Genomic DNA, 22,216 nt, shown 5'->3' on the forward strand with positions numbered 1-22,216 from the left:
ATCCCCTCCCCTGTTCGAGCTACGGCAGGCACAGCGTACGGGTGACTGGATGTCAGTGGTCCCGTAGGTCCCCCCAGCGGCGTGCTACTGGGCCGGAGCCGATGCGGACGAGGAAGCGGAACCCGACGGTGCGGCGGACGGCGAACCCTCGCCGGCGGGCTGCGAGGGCGCCGCCTCCTGGTTCGCGGTGGCGATGGACGCCACGCTCTCCTTGGCCGCCGCGATGGCGTTCTCCAGCAGCTTCTTCTTGTCCGGGGCGCCGGCGCCCTCGTAGGCGGCACCGTTGTAGTCGACCGTGATCACGACGTTCTGGGTGCGGGTCACGATGGTCGTGTTCGCGAAGTCGACGTCCTTCTTGACCGCGTACACGACGGACGAGGCCTGGTCGCCGATCCCGCCGGCCTGCTCGACCTTGACGTCGTTCGCGCCCTCGGTGGTCTTCGACGCCTCGATCTGCTTGTTGTACTGCTCCTCGGCGCGCTTGTTGCCGCTGCCGAGCGAGGCGTGCGAGTCGTAGCGCACGAGGGAGATGGAGAGCCAGCGGTACTGCGAGCCCTTCAGGCCGTCCGTGTCGAGGCCGTTCCAGGAGCAGCTGGCGCGGCTGGCGAGGTCGTTCGACTTGGTCGCCGTGCCGTTCTTGTCCTTCGCCTCGGGGACGAGGGATTCGATGGACTTCCCCGAGACGGTCTTGCAGGGGTCGGGCAGCTTCGCGAACGCCACCTTCTCCAGCACGGGCGCCGCCTTCGCGCTCGGCTTGGACGACGCGGTGGATTCGGACTTCTTGCCGGAGTCCTTCGCCGAGTCCTTGCCCGAGTCGGAGGAGCACCCGGCGACGGTGAGTATCACCGGGACGGCTGCGCAGGCGAGGACGCGGGTGAGGCGCGAGGCTGATCGGTGCATGGTTCCTTCAGACGTTGAGGGTCTACTTTCGGACCCGTTGCGGGCGCGGGACCCGTGCAACGGTAGCCCGACCGGGCGTCCGCCTGCTGTGCGCGCCGTCACGCGGGCCGCGCGCAACCCCGGGCGGGCGGGGCTGTCATTCGTTGAACCGCTCCACCAGAGCCTCCGCCAACAGGAGGGCCCGGTCCTGGGTTTCCGTACTCGGGGGCACGGTGCCCGGGCCGGCCGGCTGCACGCTGTACTCGACGGTGACGATCACGTTCGAGGTGCGGAACACGATCCGTACGGTGCGTGCCTGAGCGGCGGTGGCGCCGGCCGCGCTCAGCTTGTCGTCGAGGAAGGCCTCGTTGCCGAGCCCCTCCAGGACCCGGGAGCCGAGCTCCGGCGGGGCGCTGGGGGAGGGCGAACCGGAAGGAGAACCGGAGGCAGAAGCGGACGGAGCGGCGGGGCCGTTCGAAGGGGGCGCGGAGGGAGCCGTCGAAGGAGCCGTCGAGGGTGCGGCGGACGGGGTGGCGGTCGGCGGGTTCTGGGCGGGGTTCGCGCCCGGGGGCGTGCCGGGGTTCGCGCCCGGGGTTCCGCCGGGCGTTCCGCCGGGGGTCGTGGCCGGGCCGGGGAACGGCAGCTGGGCCGCCGTCAGCCGGTTGACGTAGACCTCGTGCGCCTTCTCGTCGTCGCTCGTGGTGGCGCGGTCGTACGAGACCACCCGCTCGAAGTTCACCGACAGCAGCAGGGTCCCCTCGGGGACCTGCGAGTTCCAGCGGCAGCCGACGTGCCGGTCGCCGTCGTACGAGGCGTCCGCGATCCCCTCGTAGAGCCGTTCGCGGGCTTCGGTGGTGAGGGAGTCGGCGGCGGGGAGCATCGCCTTGAGCGGCTTGCCGTCGGCGGCCTTGCACGGTTGGGGCAGGCTGCGGTACTTGCCGGGCTGGGCCGGCGCGGCGGTGCTGCCGCCGTTCTTCGGGTCGCTCGTACCGCCGTCGTTGCCGTCGGTGCAGCCGCTGAGGCCCGTCACGGCGGCCGCGATCGCGGTGAGCATCGCGATGCCCGGGAGGACCCGCCGACGTACCGTCTTGCGCTCCACGTCCACTGGCTCCCTGGCTCCCTGGGGAAAATGCGTTGCCGCGACTTGGGCGCGGATGGACACAATGTCTATCGCACACGCCGGTGCCGGCGCCGGTCCCCTGACCGTTTTGGGGTGATGAGCGCGGCTTTTTGCGTATTCCTACTTTTCTTTGTATTTCGGGGGGTTGACGCCGTATGTCGTACGTAGAGGTTTCGGGAGGGAAAGTCCCGATCCGCATGTGGACGGATCCGGCGTCGGTGGAGGGCAGCGCCATGCGCCAACTCCACAACACCGCCGGCCTCCCGTGGATCAAGGGGCTGGCCGTCATGCCGGACGTCCACTACGGCAAGGGCGCCACGGTCGGCTCGGTCATCGCCATGAAGGACGCGGTCTGTCCGGCCGCGGTGGGCGTCGACATCGGCTGCGGCATGTCCGCGGTGAAGACCTCCCTGACGGCGAACGACCTGCCGGGCGACCTGTCGAAGCTGCGGTCACGCATCGAGCAGGTGATTCCGGTGGGCACGGGCCTGCACAAGGAGGCGGTCGATCCCGAGAGGCTCTACGACTTCTCGGTCGCCGGCTACGAGGACCTGTGGAAGCGGTTCGACTACCTCGCCGATGCGGTCAAATTCCGCCAGGACCGAGCCATGAAGCAGATCGGAACGCTTGGTGGCGGAAATCATTTCGTCGAGTTCTGTCTCGATCAGTCGGATTCGGTCTGGCTGATGCTGCACTCCGGTTCCCGGAACATCGGCAACGAGCTGGCCGCGCACCACATCGGGGTCGCGCGGGGCCTGGATCACAACCAGGGACTCGTGGACCTGGACCTCGCGGTCTTCCTGGCGGCCACACCGGAGATGGATGCCTACCGGCAGGACCTCTTCTGGGCGCAGGAGTACGCGAAGTACAACCGGGCGGCCATGATGAGCCTGTTCAAGGAGGTCATCCGGAAGGAGTTCCGGAAGGCCAAGGTCTCCTTCGACCACGAGATCAGCTGCCACCACAACTACGTGGCGGAGGAGCGGTACGACGGCATGGACCTGCTCGTCACGCGGAAGGGCGCGATCCGCGCCGGCAGCGGTGAGTACGGGATCATCCCGGGTTCGATGGGGACGGGCTCGTACATCGTGAAGGGCCTCGGCAACGAGAAGTCCTTCAACTCCGCCTCGCACGGGGCGGGTCGTCGGATGAGCCGCACGGCGGCGAAGAAGCGGTTCTCGGCGCGCGACCTGGTGGAGCAGACGCAGGGCGTGGAGTGCCGCAAGGACTCCGGGGTCGTGGACGAGATCCCGGCCGCCTACAAGTCGATCGACCAGGTCATCGAGCAGCAGACCGACCTGGTCCAGGTCGTCGCGAAACTGAAGCAGGTCATCTGCGTCAAGGGCTGACGCCCGGAAGTGCCGTCGGGGGAGCACAGGGGCCCGGACCGTCACGGTCCGGGCCCCTGCGCGCGTGCGGTCCGGATCGTGATCCGGGCGCGGCCCGGATGTGGCCGGGGGCGTGTTTTCATGCGCTGTTCCGGTCGGTCGGGTGGGGGAGTGGGCTGTCGTGGCCGTTTCGTGGCGGGTGCGGGGGGTGGTGGCCGGGCTGGTCGCGGGCTGCGTGCTGGGGGCCGCCGGGTGTGCGGGCGGGAGTGCGGACGGCAAGGCCCCGGCCGGCGCGCGGCCTTCGGTCGAGCCCGTGGCGACGGTCATCGGGGAGTGGCAGGCGCAGCAGGTCTTCGACCGGTACGTCGCCGCGCGGAAGGCGGCCGTCGAGGGGCTGGACGGTGACGGCTTCGCCCGGGTGGAGACCGGGCCGCTGCTGGCGGAGAGCCTGGCCGTGGTCGAGGCGCGGCGCAAACGGAAGGACGACTGGCCGGCGGGGGTGTTCCGGCGGCCGGAGTTCTTGCTTCCGGCGGAGCGGGACCAGCCCGGGTATCCGCGTACGTTCGTCGCGCTGAGCCGGGGCGATTCGCCCATCGACAACCAGCGGGCGCGCGCCGTGCACTACTTCGTCCAGGAGGCGGCGGGGGCCGAGTGGAAGGCGGCCGTCCTGTCCTGGGTGTACGACGCCCCCCGCAAGTCGGGGGTGTTCGACGACAATGCCCCCTCGCTCCACGGCTACGACGTGCGGCCCCGGGAGGTCGCGGCGTTCGCGCGGGGCGCGGGGGGCGAGGCGGCGCTGTCGCCGAGGGTCGGCGCGGACCGGGAGGTGTGCGGGCGGTACGCGCGTTGGATGAGCTTCACCGCGCCGGAGGGCGACCCGGAGAGCGCGGACTTCGCGCCGGGTGCGTTGACGGGTGGGTTGGTCGACGCGTTCAACGCGGCCCCTTCGGGGTGGGGGAGGGTGACCCGGGAGCAGGCCTTCGAGGTGACGGGCGGCGGTGCGGAGCTGCCGGTGGTGCGGCTGGCCGACGGGAGGGCGCTGGTGACGTGCGCGTTCACGCGGACCGACCGGTGGACGGGTCGTTCGGTGGTGTTCCAGCACGGGGGCGGGGTCTCCCACGCCGACGTGGACGCGCTGCTGGGCGGCGGGGAGGAGCCGGGCTGGTGGCGGCGTACGACGGTGCGGTGGAGCGTGACGGTGACGTTCGAGGTCCCGGAGCGGGGGCCGGCCGAGGTGGTGGCGTGCAACTGCAAGCGTCCGCATCCGCTTTCGGCGGAGGGAATCCCCAAGTAGGGCCTTGACGACCGGAGTTGGTCTAGACCAAGGTGTGCGGCATGTGGAGATCCCGTGTGCTTGTCGCCGCGCTCGCGTCGTTGTCCCTCACGCTCGGAGCCGCCGGGCAGTCCCAGGCCGCCGTGGGGCTGCCGCCCGTCGTGTCGCACGTCCCGACCCAGGAGAAGGTCGTCTTCATCACCATCGACGACGGCTGGAACCACGATCCTGAGGCCGCCCGGATCCTGTTGGACCAGCGCGTCCCGGTCTCGCTGTTCCTGCTGCCGGGCGCCACCTCGTACGACACCGGCTACTTCACCGCGCTGACCGCGTCGGCCGGGCAGGGGCGGGCGACCGTGGAGAACCACACGGTCAACCACCCCGACCTGACCACCTTCGACGCCGCCGGCAAGGACGCCGAGGTGTGCGGGGCAGGGGAGCAGGTGGAGGCGACCTTCGGCAGGGCGCCGAAGCTGCTGCGCCCGCCGTACGGGGCGGTGAACGACGACGTGCGGCTCGCGGCGAAGGCGTGCGGGGTGAAGGCGCTGGTGACGTGGACCCACGACTTCACGACCTGGGGCCCGACGCCGCCGACGCCGCAGCTGAAGGCGGGGGACATCGTGCTGCTGCACTTCACGCCGACGCTGGCGGCCGATCTGCGGCGTGCCCTGGGCGCGGCGAAGGCCGCCGGGCTGAAGCCGGCGGCCCTCATGCCGCACCTGAAGTCGGCCGGGTTGGTCTGACCGGGCCGGTGTGACCGGGGTTACAGCTCGCGGTGGACCTTCGTGTTGGAGGCCTGGGCGCGGGGGCGGACCACCAGGAGGTCGATGTTGACGTGGCTGGGACGGGTCACCGCCCAGGTGATGGTGTCGGCCACGTCGTCGGCGGACAGCGGCTCGGCCACGCCCGCGTAGACCTTGGCGGCCTTCTCGGTGTCGCCGCGGAAGCGGGTGGTGGCGAACTCGTCGGTCTTGACCATGCCGGGGGCGATCTCGATGACGCGGACCGGCTGGCCGACGATCTCCAGGCGCAGGGTCTCGGCGATGACGCGGGCGCCGTTCTTGGCGGCGACGTAGCCCGCGCCGCCTTCGTAGGTCGAGTGTCCCGCGGTGGAGGAGAGCACGACGACCGTGCCGTCGCCCGAGGCGGTGAGGGCCGGGAGCAGGGCCTGGGTCACGTGGAGCGTGCCGATGACGTTGACCTCGTACATCGTGCGCCAGTCCGCGGGGTCGCCGGTGGCGACGGGTTCGGCGCCGAGGGCGCCGCCCGCGTTGTTGACGAGGACGTCGACGGAGGGGAAGCGCTCCAGGGACGCGGCGAAGGCGTCGACGGCGCCCCGGTCGGTGACGTCGAGGGCGTGGGCGGTGGCCTCGTGGCCCGCGGCGGTGAGCTCGGCGGCGAGGGCCTCGATGCGGTCCTTGCGGCGGGCGGTGAGGACGACGTGGTAGCCGGCTGCGGCGAGCCGGCGGGCGGTGGCCGCGCCGATTCCGCTGCTCGCGCCGGTGATGACGGCGGTGCGGGTGGCCGTGCTCATGGGCGGGGCTCCTCGTTCGTTTCGTGGTCGGTCCGGTTCGCCCGTGGTTCGTTCGTACGGGCGATTTCCGTCAGCATAGGCCGGGCCGGGGGCGCCGGGTGGCCGCCCGCTCAATGGCTGCGTGGCGTGTACATGATGATGGCCATGCCGGCGAGGCAGACGAGGGCGCCCGTGACGTCCCAGCGGTCGGGCCGGTAGCCGTCGGCGACCATGCCCCAGGCCAGGGATCCCGCGACGAAGACCCCGCCGTAGGCGGCCAGGACGCGGGCGAAGTCGCCGTCGGGCTGGAGGGTGGCGACGAACCCGTACAGGCCGAGGGCGATGACGCCGGCGCCGATCCAGGCCCAGCCCCGGTGCTCGCGCACGCCCTGCCAGACGAGCCAGGCGCCGCCGATCTCCAGGACGGCGGCGAGGACGAAGAGGAGCGCGGAGCGGGCGATCGGCATGGCGGGAAGCCTACGCAGGCGAAGCGGGAAGCCCACGCGGGCGAAGAGGGGGGCCCGCCCCGCGAAGGCCGGATGGCTCGCCCCGCGAATGGGGGAGGGCTCGCCCTCGTTCGTGTGATGGTCCGACCGGGGGGCGTGCGGGCCGGCTAGCGTCCGCGCGAGGAGGTGGTCGCGGTGCGTCGTGGTGCCGTACGGAGTGTGGTGTTGGCGGGCCTGCTGGTGCTGGGCGGGGCCGGGCAGGCCGGGGCCTGGGCGGGACCGGAGGCCGATCTGGCCTACCACGGGCGGGTGTCCCTCACACAGGGGCATCTGCGCGTGTGGATGGTTCCGGAGAACGAGGGCCCCTCGGCGCTGGCGAACGCGACCCTGCGGGTCCGCCTGTCGGTGGACCTGGCCGACGTGCAGCACCTCGCCGGGGGCTGCGCGCGGGCCGGGCTGCGCGAGGTGGTCTGCGAGACGGGCCCGCTCCCGGAGCACGGCCGGGGCCGGCACATCGGGCTGGCGCTGGACCTGCGGGAGCGGCCGTCGGAGGTGGTGGTGCGGATCGACACCTGGTGGAACGGCGGCGCGACCGACCGCAACCGCACCAACGACGACCACGTGGTGCTGGCCCTGGACACGGGCGACGACTACGCGTTCTGAGCGCAGGCGCGACCGATCGGGCGGGGGCGTCGGCGAGCGCACCCCCGCCCGCCCCGCCGCCGGCTACCCCGCCCCGCCGCCGAACTCCGCCACCGCGTCGACGACGATGCGTTCCAGGCGGGCGTGGTGGGCCCCGCGCCAGTAGACGCGTGCGCAGGCCGTGCACTCGGCGAAGACGTCGTACGAGCGCTGCGTGCCGTGCTCCAGCCGGTCGCCGACGCTGTCCTTGTCGGCCGCGCTCAACGGGCCGTTGCAGGCGGTGCAGCGGGTCCAGGGGGCGAGCACGGGGGCGAAGCGGCCCAGGACGTCGCGCAGTTGCTCGTCGGGGTTGTCGCTGTAGACGTACGCGCCCGCGAACAGCTCGCGGCGGCGCAGCAGTCCGCGGTCCCGGGAGAGCAGGACGCGCTGCTCGGCCGCGGAGCGGGTGGCGAGGGCGGGGTCGCCGATGTCCTCGTTCTCGTACGCGGCGTCGACGCCGAGCAGCCGCAGCCGGCGGGCGAGCGTGCCGAGGTGGACGTCGAGCAGGAAGCGCAGCGGGGCGCCGGTGACCTGCTGGGGCCGGTCCACGGCGAGCACCTCGACGGACTCCCCCTCGCGGGGGACGTACGAGAGGGGTACCTCGTGCCCGTCGACGAGCAACCGGCCGACCTCGGTCAGGGGGACGCCGGCCGACTCGACGACGTGGCCGATGCTGGACGCGCCGTCGGTGGTGGTCGGTACGCGTTCCGCGCGCCGGTTCGGCGGGGCGAAGAGGCGCAGTTCGGGGGCGAGGGTGAGCTGAATGTCGGGACCGTTCACGGGGTCAGCATGCCACCGGGGTCCCGGCCCGCGCCGCCGGATTACGGCGGCCGCGCCCACCGCCGCAGCGGCCGGAACCGGGCGGATCGAAAGGGGCGGGAGGGAGCCGCCGACACCGGCCTCCGACGGCCGACATGAGCCGGCGCCGACACCGGCCTCCGGCCGCCGGCGGGGGGCTCGCCCGTCGGTTCAGGAGGAGGCCGGGGTCAGTTCCAGGCGCCAGTCGTTGCTGGGGTGGGGGACGCCGGCCGGGTACTCGAAGTCGACCTCTCCCCGGCAGGTGAACCCACCGCGCCGGCAGACCGCGTTGGACGCCGGGTGGTCGACGCCCGGGAAGGCGTGCAGGGCGCGGCGGTCGCCGTGGGCGTTGGCGTGCCGGACGAGTTCCGCCAGGGCGGCGACCGCCAGGCCCCGGCCCTGGAACTCGGGGAGGACGGCCCAGCCGGTTTCGTACACCGGCTCGTCGCGCCAGTCCCGTTCCCAGTAGCCGATCGAGCCGACGGTCTCGTCCGTGTCCTCGATCACCACCCGGAACATCCGCCCGGCGGTCGGCTCGAGGGCGCCGAGCGCCTGGTAGCGGCGGTGCCGGTCGGCGAGCTTCTCCGGGGACTCGGGTCCGCCGAGGTGCTCGGTCATGACGGGCTCGTTCTTGCGCTCCAGCAGCCAGAAGTCCCCGGCGGCCCAAGGCTCCAGCCGTACTCGTGTCTCCATGACCCCACGCTACGCACCCCGGTGCCCGGCCGGGCGGCGCGGGTCGGGCCGGGTCGGCCCCGCGCAGGTCGGCTCGGTCAGGGCCAGACCAGGCAGTACGGCTGGTGGCCCGCCTCGTGGAGGCGGTGGGAGAAGTCCTGCCACTCGTGGAGGAGCTGGTAGACGTTGAACGCGTCCCGCGGGCCCCCGCGGTCGGGGACGGTGGACCAGATGAAGGCGGCAGCGCCGACGGATTCCTCACCCACGCCGCGCAGCGGGTCGACGACCGTCATGGGGAGCTTGACCACCGCGTAGTCGGGGTGGAGGACGACCAGCTCCAGCGGCGGAACCTTGTGCAGGGGTATGCCCTCGATGCCGGTCAGGACCATGGCGGCGACCGTCTCCGGCTTGATCTTGGTGAACATGCCGCCCATGCCGAGCTCGTCGCCGCCCAGCTCCTCCGGCCGCATCGTGACGGGGACGCGGGCGGCGGTCGCGCCGTCGGGGGCGCCGAAGTACTTGTAGGTCACTCCCATGCCGCGGCCCCGGGGGAGGCCGTCCGTACAGCCGGCGTCGTCAGGATCGCGGGTGGGCCCCGGTACGGGCTCGGCGGCTTCCGCTCCGCGGCGCCGGTGCTTGCCTCGGCGGCGGGCATCGCGGGCGCGCTGCGGGTCCAGGCCGTCCGTGCCCTCGCCCGGTCCACCACCGCGTTGCATATCTCCACCCGACTGGTATTGCCTGCCCCGGCCCCGCGGCCCCCGCCACGCAGCCTGATCATCATGGCAGTGACCTCCCCCGCGGCGGCGCGGTGAAACGCCCGTCCGCAAGTCTGTCGCGGCCTCTGAGACCATGGCTGGTGTGAGCTACCCGTACCCGTATGAAGCCCCAGTTTCGCAGACGCTCTTCGAGCGCGCGTCCCTCGTGACCCCCGGCGGCGTGAACTCTCCGGTCCGCGCCTTCCGTGCCGTGGGCGGTACGCCCCGGTTCATGGTGTCCGGTACCGGTCCCTACCTGACCGATGCCGACGGGCGTGAGTACGTCGACCTGGTCTGCTCGTGGGGACCGATGATTCTCGGCCACTCCCACCCCCAGGTGATCGAGGCCGTCCAGGCCGCCGTGGCCCGCGGCACGTCCTTCGGTACGCCCGGTGAGGGCGAGGTCGCCCTCGGCGAGGAGATCGTCGCCCGCATCGAGCCCGTCGAGCAGGTGCGCCTGGTGTCCTCCGGCACCGAGGCGACCATGTCGGCGATCCGGCTGGCCCGTGGGTTCACCGGCCGGGCCAAGATCGTCAAGTTCGCCGGTTGCTATCACGGACACGTCGACGCCCTGCTGGCCGCCGCCGGTTCCGGGCTCGCGACCTTCGCGCTGCCGGACACCCCGGGCGTGACGGGCGCGCAGGCCGGGGACACGATCGTGCTGCCCTACAACGACCTGGAGGCCGTCCGGGCCGCGTTCGCCGCGCACCCGGGCGAGATCGCCTGTGTGATCACCGAGGCGGCGCCCGGCAACATGGGCGTCGTGACCCCGGGCGAGGGCTTCAACCAGGGCCTGGCCGACCTGTGTCGGGAGAACGGCGCCCTGTACATCTCCGACGAGGTGATGACGGGTTTCCGTACCTCCCGCGCCGGCTGGTACGGCGTCGACGGGGTCAAGCCCGACCTGATGACCTTCGGCAAGGTCATGGGCGGCGGCTTCCCGGCGGCGGCCTTCGGCGGGCGTGCCGACGTGATGGGCCACCTGGCCCCGGCCGGCCCGGTCTACCAGGCGGGCACGCTGTCCGGTAACCCGATCGCCACCGCCGCCGGTCTCGCGCAGCTGCGGCTGCTGGACGACGCGGCGTACGAGAAGGTCGACGCGGTCTCCCGGGAGATCCAGGGCCTGGTGACGGACGCGCTGACCAAGGAGGGCGTCGCGCACCGGTTGCAGACGGCCTCCAACATGTTCTCCGTGTTCTTCACGGCGGACGAGGTCCGCAACTACGACGACGCGAAGAAGCAGGAGAGCTTCCGCTTCAACGGGTTCTTCCACTCGATGCTGTCGCAGGGCGTCTACCTGCCGCCGTCGGCGTTCGAGTCCTGGTTCGTGTCCACGGCGCACGACGAGCGGGCGGTCGAGCGCATCGCCGCCGCCCTGCCGGCCGCGGCCCGTGCGGCCGCCGAGGCGAACCCGGAGGCGGGCGCATGAGCGACATCACCGTGGTCCACCTGATGCGGCACGGCGAGGTGCACAACCCGGACGGCGTCCTCTACGGCCGTCGGGCCGGCTACCACCTCTCCGAGCTCGGCCGGGAGATGGCCGACCGGGTCGCCGAGCACCTCCAGGACCGGGACATCAGCCACGTGGTGGCGTCCCCGCTGGAGCGGGCGCAGGAGACGGCCATGCCGATCGCGAAGACGCACGGCCTGGACCTGGCCACCGACGGGCGACTGTTGGAGGCGGGCAACGTCTTCGAGGGCAAGACCTTCGGCGTCGGCGACGGCGCGCTGCGCAAGCCGGGCAACTGGAAGCACCTGACGAACCCGTTCAAGCCGTCCTGGGGCGAGCCGTACGTCGAGCAGGTCGTGCGGATGATGAGTGCGATCGAGGCCGCGCGGGACGCCGCGCGCGGGCACGAGGCCGTGGCGGTCAGTCACCAGCTGCCGATCTGGATCGTGCGCAGCTTCGCGGAGAAGCGGCGGCTGTGGCACGACCCGCGGCGGCGGCAGTGCACGTTGGCCTCGCTGACGTCGTTCACGTACCAGGGCGAGCGGCTGGTGTCGGTGGGCTACAGCGAGCCGGCGCGGGACCTGGTTCCGGCGCACCTGCTGGCCGGGGCGAAGCCGGTCAAGGGCAAGTCGAAGGCCTTCGGGGCCTGATTCCCGCTCGGCCGGGGGCCACGCGACGCCCCCGGCCCGGGCCGCCCCGCCCCGTCGCCCCGGGCGGCCCTGCCGCCCCGCCCCGGCCCTGCCGTCGGGTCCGGCCGGCCCTGTCGTCGCGCTCCCCGGCCCGGCCTCCGTTACCCCGAACCCGGCCCGTTCGCGTCGTCCGCGACCCGGTTCCGGCGTGAAGGTCAAAAGGACGCCATGGTTCGGGATGCGTTCGATCAAGTTCCGTGCGCTCGGGCGGGGCGGGGTGTCGGCGCCCTTGGATTGTCCGTTTATATGACATTTCATGAGCGACGTACGAGACTTCAGTCGAAGGACACTGCTCGGACTCGGCGCTGCCGCCGCCGCGATGGGCGTAGCGGGCTGTGGCGGCGGAGGCGGCGGATCCGAACAGGGCGGCGCGGGGCCGGACTCCACCGCGAGCCCCGCGAAACCCGACGCCAAACCGATCGGGGACGGCTCCACCGCCGACACCGGAGGGCAACCCCGGCAGCCGGCGGCCCCCGTGCCGCTCCAGCCGGGCGAGACGCCGCCGCAGTTCGTCGTCTTCAGCTGGGACGGGGCCGGCGAGGTCGGCAACGGCCTGTTCCCGCGCTTCCTCAAGCTCGCCCGCGACCACGACGCGACCATGACCTTCTTCCTCTCCGGCCTCTACCTGCTGCCCGAGTCGAAGAAGCACCTCTACAAGCCGCCGCGCAACCCCGTCGGGGCGTCGGACATCGGCTACCTCAAGGACGAGAACATCCGCGCCACCCTCGGCCACGTCCGCCAGGCCTGGCTCGACGGGCATGAGATCGGCACCCACTTCAACGGCCACTTCTGCGCCGGCTCCGGCTCCGTGGCCCGCTGGACCTCCGAGGACTGGCGCACCGAGATCGACCAAGCCGTGTCGTTCGTCACCGGCTGGCGGACCAACACCGGCTTCGCCGACCTGGAACCGCTGCCCTTCGACTACCGCAAGGAACTGGTGGGCGGCCGCACCCCCTGCCTGCTGGGCCGGGACACCCTGCTGCCCGTCGCCCGCGAGCTCGGTTGGCGCTACGACGCCAGCTCGCCCGGTGGCCTGCAGACCTGGCCGGTGAAGAAGGAGGGGGTCTGGGACCTGCCGCTCCAGTCGTTGCCCTTCCCCGGGCATTCCTTCGACGTGCTGTCGATGGACTACAACATCCTCGCCAACCAGTCGAAGAACTCGACGAAGGGCGTCCCCGCCAACTACCCGGGCTGGCGCTCCCAGGCCACCGCCACCTACCTCGGTGGTTTCCGACGGGCCTACGAGACCAACCGCGCGCCCCTCTTCATAGGCAACCACTTCGAGGAGTGGAACGGCGGGATCTACATGGACGCCGTCGAGGAGGCCCTCAAGTCCATCGCGGACAAAAAGGATGTACGGCTCATATCCTTCCGGCAGTTCACCGACTGGCTGGACGTCCAGGACCCCGCCGTACTGGCCAAATTGCACGCCCTCGGACCGGGCAAGCAGCCGGACGGTGGCTGGTCCACGTACCTCTCCCGTACCTGACCAGCGCATTGACTTCGCGTCGGGGGGCGCGGAAGATCCGCAAATCGCTCATGCGAAACTTTTCACATGAGCCTTAGCCGCGCCCTTCGCCGCCGAAGTAGCCGCCGCTCGACCAGCGGCCGCACCGTCCTGCTGACCGCGGTGGCCCTCGCGAGCGCCATGACCCTGACGGCGTGCGGCGACGGGGACGGCGGCGGCAAGCCCTCCGGGTCCGCCGGCGGCAACTACGTGGCGGGTCCCACCGGCATCGCCACCGTCGCCGCGGCCGACCGCAAGGAAGCGCCCAAGCTCGACGGCGAGACGGTCGCCGGCCAGACGCTCGACACCACCGCCCTCAAGGGCAAGGTCGTCGTCCTCAACGTCTGGGGCTCCTGGTGCCCGCCGTGCCGCGCCGAGGCCCCGTACTTCGCGAAGGTCTCGAAGGAGATGGCCGACGGCGGCAAGGACGTCGCCTTCGTCGGCCTCAACACCCGCGACAACAGCAAGCAGAACGCGGCCTCCTTCGAGGAGACCTACGGGATCACCTACCCCAGCCTCTACGACCCGGACGGCAAGCTGATGCTGCGCTTCCCCAAGGGCACGCTGAACCCGCAGGCCATCCCCTCCACGATCGTGCTCGACAAGGAGGGCCGGATCGCGGCCCGTGCCCTCGTCGCGCTCAACGAGGAGCAGCTGCGCTCGATGATCGACCCGCTCCTCGCGGAGAAGTGACCTCGTGGTCGAGTACCTCCTGGCCGCCGAGCCGATCGGCGTCAACACCACGGTCCTGAACGGCGGCCTGCTGGCCGCCCTGCCGATCGCCCTGTTCGGCGGTCTGGTGTCCTTCTTCTCGCCCTGCGTGCTGCCGCTGGTCCCCGGCTACCTGTCGTACGTCACCGGCGTCGGCGGGGTCGACCTCGCCGACGCGCGGCGCGGCCGGATGGTCGCCGGGGCCACCCTCTTCGTCCTCGGCTTCACCGCCGTCTTCGTCTCGACCGGCGCGCTCTTCGGGTACTTCGGCCAGAGCCTCCAGGCCCACCAGGACGTGATCTCCCGGGTGCTCGGCGCCCTGGTGATCGTCCTCGGCCTGTTCTTCATGGGACTCATCCCCGGCCTGACGATGCGCGAGTTCCGCTTCCACAAGAAGCCGGCCGCGGGACTGCTCGGCGCTCCCGTGCTCGGCGTCCTGTTCGGCGTCGGTTGGACGCCCTGCATGGGCCCGACCTTCGCCGCCGTCAACAGCCTGGCCTTCGAGCAGGCCAGCGCCGGCCGGGGCGCGCTGCTGACCACCGTCTTCTGCCTCGGACTCGGCGTACCGTTCATCCTCGCCGCCGTCGCCTTCCGCAAGGCGCTCGGTGCGTTCGGCTGGGTGAAGAAGCACTACGCGTGGGTGATGCGCATCGGCGGCGGCATGCTGGTCGCCACCGGCATCCTGCTCGTCACAGGATGGTGGGGCAGCATCGTCATGGAGATGCAGAGCTGGAGCGAGAGCTTCACGGTCGGGATCTGAGGACTACACGGACATGAGTACGACCGACAGGGCGCCCGGCGAGGCGCCGCACGACTCCGCCCCCGCGGACCCCGCCGAAGCCGTCGACCCCGCCGCGGACGCCACCGACGCCGCGGCCGGCGCGCAGCTGTCCACGGCCCCGCTGGAGGACGCGCCGTCCGCCCCCGTCGGCATCGGCGTGATCGGCTGGGCCCGCTGGTTCTGGCGTCAGCTCACCTCCATGCGGGTGGCGCTGATCCTGCTCTTCCTGCTGTCCCTCGGCTCCATCCCCGGCTCGCTCGTCCCGCAGACGCAGGTCGACGCGATGAAGGTCGCCCAGTGGAAGGACACGCACGAGTTCTGGGTGCCGATCGCCGAGAAGCTCCAGCTGTTCGACGTCTACAGCTCGGTGTGGTTCTCCGCGATCTACATCCTGCTGTTCGTGTCGCTCATCGGCTGCATCGTGCCCCGCACCTGGCAGTTCATCGGCCAGCTCAGCGGCCGTCCGCCCGGCGCCCCCCGGCGCCTGGACCGGCTGCCGGCGTACGCGACGTGGCGCACGGAGAAGTCCCCCGAGGAGGTGCTCGCCTCGGCGAAGACCCTCCTGGGCGGCCGGCGCTTCCGTACGGAGGCGTCCGGGACGGCCGTCGCCGCCGAGAAGGGCTACCTCCGCGAGGCCGGGAACCTGGCCTTCCACATCGCCCTGATCTTCATGCTGGTGGCCTTCGCCGTCGGGCAGCTCTACAAGTCCGAGGGCGGCAAGCTCGTCCTGCGCGGCAAGGGCTTCTCGAACACGCTGACCCAGTACGACGACTTCAAGTACGGCGGCCTCTTCTCGCCCGACAGCCTGCCGCCGTTCTCGTTCACCCTGGACAAGTTCGACGCGACGTACGAGACGAGCGGCCCGCAGAAGGGCACCCCGCGCGACTTCAAGGCGTACGTCACCTTCAGCGAGGGCGCGCACGGCAAGCCGGTCAAGACCGAGATCGAGGTCAACAAGCCGCTGGAGGTCGACGGCTCCAAGGTCTTCCTCCTCGGCCACGGCTACGCGCCGGTCATCTCGGTGACCGGGGCCGACGGCAAGGTGATCTACAAGGACGCCGTGCCGATGCTGCCCTTCGACTCCAACCTCAGCTCCTCGGGCGCCGTCAAGGTCACCGACGGCTACAAGGACAAGGACGGCAAGCAGGAGCAGCTCGGCTTCAACGCCATGTTCGTGCCGACCTTCGCGGGCGAGGGCAAGGGCACGATGCTCTCGCAGTTCCCCGCGCTGGACTTCCCCGTCCTCGCGCTGAGCGCCTACCACGGCAGTCTCGGCGTGGACTCGGGCCTGCCGCAGAACGTGTACCAGCTGAACACCTCGAAGATGAAGGAGTTCAAGGACGAGCAGGGCGAGCTCTTCAAGAAGCGGTTGCTGCCCGGCGAGACGATGACCCTGCCGGACGGCGCGGGCACCGTGAAGTTCGAGGGCATCGAGCGCTGGGCGACCTTCTCGGTCACCCAGCAGCCCGCCAACGGCCTCGCCCTCGCGGGCGCCGTCGTCGCCATCGGCGGTCTGGCCGCCTCACTGTTCATCCAGCGCCGCCGGATCTGGGTCCGGGCGGTGACCGGCAAGGACGGCGTCACCGTCGTCGAGATGGCGGGCCTCGGCCGCAGCGAGTCCGCCAGGCTCCCGGAGGAACTCGCGGTGCTGTCCGCCGCCCTCCACCAGCAGGCGCCCTCGGCGCCCGGACAACCTGTCAAGGAAAACGTTGAAGGGGAGCGCGGATGACGCCGCTCGCAGTCGCAGCCAATGAGAACCTGGCGCAGGTCAGCAACTACCTGATCTATTCGTCGATGGCGGTCTACACGCTCGCCTTCCTCGCGCACATCCTCGAGTGGACCTTCGGCAGCCGCAGCAAGGTGGCCCGCACGGCCGCCGCGCTGACCGCGCCGCGGGCCGCCGGGGCGCCCGCCGTGCAGGTGCGCGGCAAGGGCGGCACCGCCGTCCTCGACAGGCCCGAGGTCGTCACCCGCTCGGCCACCGGCTCGCGCGACGTGCCGGACGGCCCGGGCGCCGCCGGCGGCGACGAGCAGGGCGACCTGTACGGGCGGGTCGCGGTCTCCCTGACCGCGCTGGGCTTCCTGATCGAGGCGGCCGGCGTGGTCGCCCGCGCGATGTCGGTGCAGCGGGCCCCCTGGGGCAACATGTACGAGTTCTCGATCACCTTCTCGACGGTGGCCGTCGGCGCGTACCTGCTGCTGCTCGCGCTGAAGAAGAACGTCCGCTGGCTCGGTCTGATCCTGGTCACCACCGTCCTGCTCGACCTCGGCATCGCCGTCAAGGTGCTGTACACCGACAGCGACCAGCTGGTGCCGGCCCTGGACTCGTACTGGCTGTGGATCCACGTCTCCACCGCGATCTTCTGCGGCGCCGTCTTCTACATCGGCGCGGCCGGCGCGGTGCTCTACCTGTTCCGGGACAGCTACGAGAGCCACCTGGAGGCGGGCCGCACACCGGGTCGTTTCCGCACCTCGGTGATGGAGCGGCTGCCCTCCGCGGCCTCGCTCGACAAGTTCTCGTACCGCATCAACGCGGCGGTCTTCCCGCTGTGGACGTTCACCATCGTCGCGGGCGCGATCTGGGCGGGCGACGCCTGGGGCCGCTACTGGGGCTGGGACCCCAAGGAGGTCTGGTCGTTCGTGACGTGGGTCGCGTACGCCTGCTACCTGCACGCGCGCGCCACGGCGGGCTGGAAGGGCCGCAAGGCCGCGTACCTGGCGCTGTTCGCGTTCGCCTGCTGGATCTGGAACTACTACGGCGTGAACATCCTGCTGAGCGGCAAGCACTCGTACGCGGGCGTCTGACGCCCGCCGGCGGCTTCGAGGGCCCCGCCGTCCGTCCCGACGACCTCGGGCGGGCGGCGGGGCCTTTTCGTGGGCGCGGGCCGGCTTCGCTCAGGCGTCCTTCTCCAGGACGTAGGCGCCGTTGCCCTGCGCGGGGCCGAGGAAGAAGTAGAGCTCCAGGGTCCGGCGTTCGTCGCGGCGGAGCTCGAAGGTCCAGGAGTAGCGGCCGGGCGTCCGCGTGACCGTGTTGCTGCGGGTCGCGGTGCCGGTGGCGGCGGGCAGGTCCAGACGCAGGTGCTGGCCGAGGTTGCGGCCGGCGGGCTGGTCGTCGGTGAGCGTCCAGGTGGCCGGGCCGGACAGTCGCCAGCCCGCGGCGTAGTCGCGTTCCTGACCGTCGAGGAGGGTGACGGAGGCGGCGCCGCCGGGGTGGAAGACCACCACGGTGCCGTCGACGCAGCGCCAGGTGCCGACGATCTCGGAGAGGCGGGCGTCGTAGACGGCGGGGACGGGGCCGGGGGAGGCGCGCTGCGGGTTCCAGCCGGTCATGGCGAGCAGGGCGGCGACGAGCACGCCGTACGCGAGGAGGTTGCGCAGGGCCGTGTCGATGATCCGCGGCCCGCCGTGCTGCGGGGCCCGTGGCAGTGGCATGGGGCCATTCTGTCAGCCGACTTGAACGCGTTCAATCATCTTTCGCGTCACATGGCGACCCACCTCCCCGTGAACGCGCCGACCCCGCGCGCGAGTTCCCGGTCGGGCGGGGTCATGCGGGGGGGAACGCCGCGGGGCGTCAGTCCTTGTCCTTGTCGCGATCGCGGTCGCGATCGCGGTCACCGTCGGGCTCGCGGTCGCCGCCCTCGTCCTTGCCCCGCGCCTCGCCGTCGGCTTCCCCGGCGGCCTCCTCGGCCTCCTTCGCCTGCTGGGCCTCGTCCTTCTTCTCCTGCTCGGCGCTCAGCGACTTCAGGAAGTCCGGGTTGTCGTCGGGAGCGACCCACTGGTTGCGGCGGGACCGACCGCCCCCCGCGCCACCGACCGCGGAACGCTTCTTGCCCGCGAAGAGCCAGACCAGCGGGCCGACGATCGAGAACAGCAGGATGATGATCACCCAGACCCCCTTGGGGAGGGCCTTGACCTCTTCCTCCGGGGTGTTCAGGCAGTCGACGAAGGCGTAGATGGTCAGTGCGAGGAGAAGCAGGAAGGGCACAAGGCGCAGCACGGTGTGGGACCGACTCCCGGGCAGTGGCGGCGGGACCGCGTCGGGCCCCGGTGACGCTTCCAGGGTAGAGGGTGACGGATACTGGGCCCCATGGCTTACGACGATCTCCGCTCGCTGCTCCGGGCTCTGGAGCGGGAGGGCGACCTCAAGCGCATCAAGGCCGAAGTCGACCCGTACCTGGAGGTAGGGGAGATCGTCGACAGAGTGAACAAGGCGGGGGGTCCCGCGCTGCTCTTCGAGAACGTCAAGGGCTCGGCGATGCCCCTCGCCATGAACGTCTTCGGTACGGACCGGCGGCTGCTGAAGGCGCTCGGCCTGAAGTCGTACGCGGAGATCAGCGAGAAGATCGGCGGGCTGCTCAAGCCCGAACTCCCGCAGGGCTTCATCGGTGTCCGCGAGGCCTTCGGCAAGCTCGGCTCGATGGTGCACGTCCCGCCGAAGAAGGTGAAGGGCGAGTCCGCTCCCGTCCAGGAGGTCGTCCTCACCGGCGACGACGTCGATCTCGACCAGCTCCCGGCGCTGTTCACCTGGCCCAAGGACGGCGGGGACTTCTTCAACCTCGGCCTGACGCACACCAAGCACCCCGAGACGGGCGTGCGCAACCTCGGCCTCTACCGCCTCCAGCGCCACGACAAGCGCACCATCGGCATGCACTGGCAGATCCACAAGGACAGCCGCAACCACTACGCCGTCGCCGCCGCGAAGGGTGAGCGGCTGCCCGTCGCGATCGCCTTCGGCTGCCCGCCTGCCGTCACCTACGCCTCCACGGCGCCGCTGCCGGGCGACATCGACGAGTACCTGTTCGCCGGCTTCGTCGCGGGCAAGCGGATCGAGATGGTCGACTGCAAGACGGTCCCGCTCCAGGTCCCGGCCAACGCCGAGGTCGTCATCGAGGGCTGGCTGGAGCCCGGGGAGATGCTCCCCGAGGGCCCGTTCGGCGACCACACCGGTTTCTACACCCCGCAGGAACCCTTCCCCGCGTTGAAGATCGACTGCGTGACGATGCGCAAGCGTCCGCTGATCCAGTCGATCGTGGTCGGTCGCCCGCCGACCGAGGACGGACCGCTGGGCCGGGCCACCGAGCGGTTCTTCCTGCCGCTCCTGAAGATCATCGTTCCGGACATCGTGGACTACCACCTGCCGGAGTCGGGCGGCTTCCACAACTGCGCGATCGTCTCGATCGACAAGAAGTACCCGAAGCACGCGCAGAAGGTCATGCACGCCATCTGGGGCGCCCACATGATGTCGCTGACCAAGCTGATCGTCGTGGTGGACAAGGACTGTGACGTCCACGACCTGCACGAGGTGTCCTGGCGGGCGCTGGGCAACACGGACTACGCGCGTGACCTGACGGTGGTCGAGGGCCCGGTGGACCATCTGGACCACGCCTCGTACCAGCAGTTCTGGGGCGGCAAGGCGGGCATCGACGCCACGAAGAAACTCCCGGAGGAGGGTTACACGCGCGACGGCGGCTGGCCCGACATGGTGGAGTCCGACCCCGCGACGGCGGCCCTCGTGGACCGCCGCTGGAAGGAGTACGGACTGTGAGTCCCATCGCCGTGGGCGGACCCGCCCTCTTCATCGGTACCGACACCCCCTGCGTCGCGCTCGTGCGCCCCGAGATCGACCCGGCGCAGCCGGGTGTGCGGGAGGCGGCCGAGCGGGCGGGGGTGACCCCCGAGGAGTTCGCGGGGCCGTCCGACCTGTGGCAGTTGATCGCCGACCGGACGGACGGGGAGGGTCGCGAGATCGCCCTCAACGAGCTGTCCACCGCCGACGCCGACGCCTTCGCGAGCAGCCTGCTGGACGCGACCGCCGACCCGGACGCCGAGTTCACGGTCGTGCTGACCGTGGCCGCCCACGACGTGCTGCGCCTGAGCGGTCGGCCCGCCGGCGAGGGCTTCGCCTTCCTGGCGTCCGTCGTCCCGCCGCCGTCGGAGGGCACGCCCGCGCTGGAGGTGGAGATCGGTCCGACCGCCCTCGCCGACCTGCGCGTCGAACTCGAACAGTTCCGGAGGTCCCTGGGATGACGTCGGCCGCCGAGGGGGTCCTCGGGCCCGGACCCGCGCCCCGGACGCACGGCAGGGTGAAGGCGTTCCTGCGGCTCGTGATGATCGAGCACTCGGTCTTCGCGCTGCCGTTCGCCTACATCGCCGCCTTCACCGCGATGTTCCAGCTCGACGGGACCGTGCACTGGGGCACGCTGCTGCTCGTGACCATCTGCATGGTCGGGCTGCGGACCTTCGCGATGGCCGCCAACCGGATCATCGACCGGGAGATCGACTCCCGGAACCCGCGCACCGCCGGGCGCGAACTCGTCACCGGCGCGGTGTCGGTGCGCTCCGCCTGGACCGGGGCCGGGATCGCGCTCCTCGTGTTCCTGGGCTCGGCCGCGCTGCTGAACCCGCTGTGTCTGATGCTGGCGCCGATCGCCGTGGTGCCGATGGTGGTCTACCCGTACGGGAAGCGGTTCACGGACTTCCCGCACGCCATCCTGGGCGTGGCCCAGGCCATGGGGCCCATCGGTGCATGGCTGGCCGTCACCGGCGAGTGGTCCTGGGACGCGGTCGTGCTGGGGCTCGCCGTCGGGGTGTGGATCGGCGGCTTCGACCTGATCTTCGGCTGCCAGGACGTGGCGGCCGACCGGGCCGAGGGCGTCCGCTCGGTACCGGCCCGCTTCGGCATCCCGGCGGCCCTGTGGGGCGCCCGCGGCGCGCACGTGGTGACCACCGGGTTGCTGGCCTGGTACGGCGTGCTGACGGACGCGGGCGTGCTCTTCTGGGTCGGCCTGGTGATCGTGGTCGGCGCGTTCCTGTACGAGCACACCATCGTCAAGCCGCACGACCTGTCCCGCCTGAACCGCGCCTTCTTCACGGTGAACGGGTTCATCGGGATGGCCCTGTTCGTGTGCGCGCTGCTCGACCTGGTCGTGCGGGGGCTGACCTTCTAGACGCCGGCCCTGCGGACGGCGCGGTTCAGAACGTGAGGGCGGCGCCGGGCTTCGGTCGGCGGAAGAAGAGGGCGGTGGCCACGCCGGCCGCGAGGCCGCAGAGGTGGCCCTGCCAGCTGATCCCGTCGTCGGCGGGCAGGAGGCCGTAGAAGATGCCCGCTCCCCAGTAGAGGCCGATCACCACGCCCACCACGATGCCCAGGATCCTGCGCTCGACGAAGCCCCGCACGACGAGGTAGCCGAAGAGGCCGAAGACGAGGCCCGAGGCACCGGTGGTGATGCTGTCCGACTCGGAGATCAGCCAGGTGCCGATGCCGTCGGCGACGATGATGAGGGCGCTGACGGCGAGGAAGCGGCGGATGCCGCCGAGCGCGGCGACGAAGCCGAAGACCAGCAGCGGGACGCTGTTGGAGGCGACGTGGTCGAAGCCGAAGTGAAGGAACGCGGCCAGCGGGGACCGCAGGAGGCTCTCGGGTTCCCGGGCCACGATGCCGTACTCGTCCAGCGCGTGCCCGGTGGCGTGGTCGACCGCTTCTATGAGCCAGAGCAGGCCCACCCACCCCAGCATCAGCAGGGCGGCCGCCTTGGCCCGCCGCGTACGGCTCCACTCCTCGACCTGTGCTTCCGCCATGGCGGCCCCGCCCCCCGATGCGTCGTGCGTCCCAC

At 71.4% G+C, this 22,216-nt stretch carries 24 protein-coding genes; 14 read left to right on the plus strand and 10 right to left on the minus strand.

Translation table 11 applies throughout. From position 1 onward, the window contains the following. Nucleotides 1-84: 84 nt before the first annotated feature. On the minus strand, nt 85-900 hold the full coding sequence (locus ACFY0I_RS19340) for a DUF3558 family protein (protein WP_388896981.1): 816 nt from the start codon (nt 898-900) through the stop codon (nt 85-87). A 136-nt stretch (nt 901-1,036) separates the two neighbouring features. Beyond that, nucleotides 1,037-1,978: a DUF3558 domain-containing protein gene (locus ACFY0I_RS19345; RefSeq protein ID WP_388896984.1), complete on the minus strand. Its 942-nt coding sequence runs from the start codon at nt 1,976-1,978 to the stop codon at nt 1,037-1,039. Nucleotides 1,979-2,154: 176 nt separating this feature from the next. Between ACFY0I_RS19345 and ACFY0I_RS19350 the strand changes: the two genes are divergently transcribed. The 3 genes from ACFY0I_RS19350 to ACFY0I_RS19360 all read left to right on the plus strand — a co-directional run bounded on the left by ACFY0I_RS19350 (nt 2,155) and on the right by ACFY0I_RS19360 (nt 5,343). After that, the gene (locus ACFY0I_RS19350; RefSeq protein ID WP_388896987.1) at nt 2,155-3,348 is read left to right on the plus strand and encodes an RtcB family protein; all 1,194 of its coding nucleotides are present in this window, start codon (nt 2,155-2,157) and stop codon (nt 3,346-3,348) included. Between the two features lie 160 nt (nt 3,349-3,508). Then, the gene (locus ACFY0I_RS19355) at nt 3,509-4,621 is read left to right on the plus strand and encodes a hypothetical protein (RefSeq protein ID WP_388896990.1); all 1,113 of its coding nucleotides are present in this window, start codon (nt 3,509-3,511) and stop codon (nt 4,619-4,621) included. A 41-nt stretch (nt 4,622-4,662) separates the two neighbouring features. Beyond that, entirely contained in the window at nt 4,663-5,343 is a 681-nt protein-coding gene (locus ACFY0I_RS19360; protein WP_388896992.1) for a polysaccharide deacetylase family protein, read from the plus strand. 20 nt (nt 5,344-5,363) lie between these two features. Here the strand turns inward: ACFY0I_RS19360 and ACFY0I_RS19365 are convergent, their stop codons facing one another. Beyond that, the gene (locus tag ACFY0I_RS19365; RefSeq protein ID WP_388896995.1) at nt 5,364-6,134 is read right to left on the minus strand and encodes an SDR family NAD(P)-dependent oxidoreductase; all 771 of its coding nucleotides are present in this window, start codon (nt 6,132-6,134) and stop codon (nt 5,364-5,366) included. 110 nt (nt 6,135-6,244) lie between these two features. Next, a complete protein-coding gene (locus ACFY0I_RS19370) occupies nt 6,245-6,580 on the minus strand; it encodes a YnfA family protein (RefSeq protein WP_388896998.1) in 336 nt (111 codons plus the stop codon). A gap of 174 nt (nt 6,581-6,754) precedes the next feature. On the opposite strand from ACFY0I_RS19370, the gene ACFY0I_RS19375 reads away from it, so the two are divergent. Beyond that, entirely contained in the window at nt 6,755-7,222 is a 468-nt protein-coding gene (locus ACFY0I_RS19375; RefSeq protein WP_388897000.1) for a hypothetical protein, read from the plus strand. Nucleotides 7,223-7,285: 63 nt separating this feature from the next. On the opposite strand, the gene ACFY0I_RS19380 is transcribed toward ACFY0I_RS19375, so the two are convergent. From ACFY0I_RS19380 to ACFY0I_RS19390, 3 genes are all read right to left on the minus strand, one after another. Further along, nucleotides 7,286-8,020 (minus strand): Mut7-C RNAse domain-containing protein, encoded by a 735-nt coding sequence (locus ACFY0I_RS19380; RefSeq protein ID WP_388897003.1) that lies wholly within the window; start codon nt 8,018-8,020, stop codon nt 7,286-7,288. A 189-nt stretch (nt 8,021-8,209) separates the two neighbouring features. Beyond that, a complete protein-coding gene (locus ACFY0I_RS19385; RefSeq protein WP_388897006.1) occupies nt 8,210-8,731 on the minus strand; it encodes a GNAT family N-acetyltransferase in 522 nt (173 codons plus the stop codon). A 77-nt stretch (nt 8,732-8,808) separates the two neighbouring features. Then, nucleotides 8,809-9,426: a hypothetical protein gene (locus ACFY0I_RS19390; protein WP_388897009.1), complete on the minus strand. Its 618-nt coding sequence runs from the start codon at nt 9,424-9,426 to the stop codon at nt 8,809-8,811. 133 nt (nt 9,427-9,559) lie between these two features. On the opposite strand from ACFY0I_RS19390, the gene hemL reads away from it, so the two are divergent. From hemL to ccsB, 7 genes are all read left to right on the plus strand, one after another. Next, entirely contained in the window at nt 9,560-10,894 is a 1,335-nt protein-coding gene (hemL, locus tag ACFY0I_RS19395; RefSeq protein ID WP_388897012.1) for a glutamate-1-semialdehyde 2,1-aminomutase, read from the plus strand. Continuing rightward, entirely contained in the window at nt 10,891-11,565 is a 675-nt protein-coding gene (locus ACFY0I_RS19400; protein ID WP_388897015.1) for a histidine phosphatase family protein, read from the plus strand. The genes hemL and ACFY0I_RS19400 overlap by 4 nt, the downstream gene beginning before the upstream one ends. Before the next feature lie 295 nt (nt 11,566-11,860). Then, complete coding sequence (locus tag ACFY0I_RS19405) at nt 11,861-13,093, plus strand: hypothetical protein (protein ID WP_388897017.1); 1,233 nt, start codon at nt 11,861-11,863, stop codon at nt 13,091-13,093. A 66-nt stretch (nt 13,094-13,159) separates the two neighbouring features. Next, on the plus strand, nt 13,160-13,804 hold the full coding sequence (locus ACFY0I_RS19410; protein ID WP_388897020.1) for a TlpA family protein disulfide reductase: 645 nt from the start codon (nt 13,160-13,162) through the stop codon (nt 13,802-13,804). 4 nt (nt 13,805-13,808) lie between these two features. Continuing rightward, on the plus strand, nt 13,809-14,582 hold the full coding sequence (locus tag ACFY0I_RS19415) for a cytochrome c biogenesis CcdA family protein (protein WP_388897022.1): 774 nt from the start codon (nt 13,809-13,811) through the stop codon (nt 14,580-14,582). Between the two features lie 13 nt (nt 14,583-14,595). Further along, complete coding sequence (locus ACFY0I_RS19420) at nt 14,596-16,332, plus strand: cytochrome c biogenesis protein ResB (RefSeq protein WP_388897025.1); 1,737 nt, start codon at nt 14,596-14,598, stop codon at nt 16,330-16,332. Further along, entirely contained in the window at nt 16,329-17,408 is a 1,080-nt protein-coding gene (gene ccsB, locus ACFY0I_RS19425; protein WP_388897028.1) for a c-type cytochrome biogenesis protein CcsB, read from the plus strand. Before ACFY0I_RS19420 ends, ccsB begins: the two co-directional genes overlap by 4 nt. Before the next feature lie 90 nt (nt 17,409-17,498). Here the strand turns inward: ccsB and ACFY0I_RS19430 are convergent, their stop codons facing one another. Beyond that, entirely contained in the window at nt 17,499-18,035 is a 537-nt protein-coding gene (locus tag ACFY0I_RS19430) for a hypothetical protein (RefSeq protein ID WP_388897031.1), read from the minus strand. A gap of 139 nt (nt 18,036-18,174) precedes the next feature. Continuing rightward, complete coding sequence (locus tag ACFY0I_RS19435; protein WP_388897034.1) at nt 18,175-18,600, minus strand: PLD nuclease N-terminal domain-containing protein; 426 nt, start codon at nt 18,598-18,600, stop codon at nt 18,175-18,177. Nucleotides 18,601-18,690: 90 nt separating this feature from the next. Here ACFY0I_RS19435 and ACFY0I_RS19440 point away from each other — a divergent pair, with 90 nt between their 5' ends. From ACFY0I_RS19440 to mqnP, 3 genes are read left to right on the plus strand one after another with little or no spacing between them, the layout of a single operon-like run. Beyond that, a complete protein-coding gene (locus ACFY0I_RS19440) occupies nt 18,691-20,148 on the plus strand; it encodes a menaquinone biosynthesis decarboxylase (RefSeq protein ID WP_388897037.1) in 1,458 nt (485 codons plus the stop codon). Continuing rightward, entirely contained in the window at nt 20,145-20,630 is a 486-nt protein-coding gene (locus tag ACFY0I_RS19445; protein ID WP_388897040.1) for a hypothetical protein, read from the plus strand. Before ACFY0I_RS19440 ends, ACFY0I_RS19445 begins: the two co-directional genes overlap by 4 nt. Next, a complete protein-coding gene (gene mqnP, locus ACFY0I_RS19450; RefSeq protein ID WP_388897042.1) occupies nt 20,627-21,550 on the plus strand; it encodes a menaquinone biosynthesis prenyltransferase MqnP in 924 nt (307 codons plus the stop codon). The genes ACFY0I_RS19445 and mqnP overlap by 4 nt, the downstream gene beginning before the upstream one ends. Nucleotides 21,551-21,575: 25 nt before the next feature. Here the strand turns inward: mqnP and ACFY0I_RS19455 are convergent, their stop codons facing one another. Beyond that, the gene (locus ACFY0I_RS19455) at nt 21,576-22,181 is read right to left on the minus strand and encodes a rhomboid family intramembrane serine protease (RefSeq protein ID WP_388897045.1); all 606 of its coding nucleotides are present in this window, start codon (nt 22,179-22,181) and stop codon (nt 21,576-21,578) included. Nucleotides 22,182-22,216 lie beyond the last annotated feature (35 nt).

It is taken from the genome of Streptomyces sp. NPDC001568, assembly GCF_042893755.1.
Taxonomy (GTDB): domain Bacteria; phylum Actinomycetota; class Actinomycetes; order Streptomycetales; family Streptomycetaceae; genus Streptomyces.